This window comes from Pseudomonas agronomica (assembly GCF_025917275.1).
Lineage (GTDB): Bacteria > Pseudomonadota > Gammaproteobacteria > Pseudomonadales > Pseudomonadaceae > Aquipseudomonas > Aquipseudomonas agronomica.
In genome coordinates this window covers 1-744 of sequence record NZ_JAOSHO010000955.1, presented here as the reverse complement: position 1 = coordinate 744, position 744 = coordinate 1, and the positions used below count along the sequence as shown (strand labels likewise).

Below are 744 nucleotides of genomic sequence, written 5' to 3'. Positions count from 1 at the left end.
GCTTGATGAACCGCACGTCGTTGGTTGCCACCAGCGGCGCACCGAGCTTGTCGGCCAGGGCTACGGCGGCGTGCAGGTGTTCTTCGTCATTGGGACGATTGGTGCGCTGCACTTCGATGTAGAAGCGATCAGGAAACACCGCCATCCAGTCGCGGGCGAGTTGTTCGGCTTCTTCGACATTGCCGCTGAGCAGGGCCTGGCCTATTTCACCCTCCTTGGCCGCCGACAGCATGATCAGCCCTTCGCTGGCCTCGGCCACCCATTCGCGCTCGATGATGATCGAGCCATTGCGCTGGCCGTCGATAAAGCCGCGGGAAATCAGCTCGGTGAGATTGCGGTAGCCCATGGCGTTCATCACCAGCAGGCTGATCCGGCTCAGCGGCGCGTCAGGGTCCTTGTTCGCCAGCCACAGGTCGGCGCCGCAGATTGGCTTGATGCCGGCACCCATGGCGTTCTTATAGAACTTGACCAACGAACACATGTTGTTCTGGTCGGTAACGGCCACGGCGGGCATGTTCATGCCGACCAGGGTCTTGACCAGGGGCTTGATCCGCACCAGGCCATCGACCAGGGAATACTCAGTGTGCAGGCGTAGATGAACGAATGAAGCCGGCATAGTGATCCTGCGTTAAGTCATGAAAACAACAAGGCCCGGATTGTACCGGGCCTTGGGTAAAACATGTAGGAGCTGTCGAGCGAAGCGAGGCTGCGATCTTTCCATTGCCGATTGAGTCGGGAGTGAAA

At 59.3% G+C, this 744-nt stretch carries 1 protein-coding gene; it reads right to left on the bottom strand.

Annotation, left to right across the window (positions count from 1 at the left end):
- Positions 1-616: PHP domain-containing protein (locus tag OC610_RS28345; protein ID WP_264433023.1), on the bottom strand; the 616-nt coding region annotated here is incomplete at its 3' end.
- Positions 617-744: the final 128 nt, after the last annotated feature.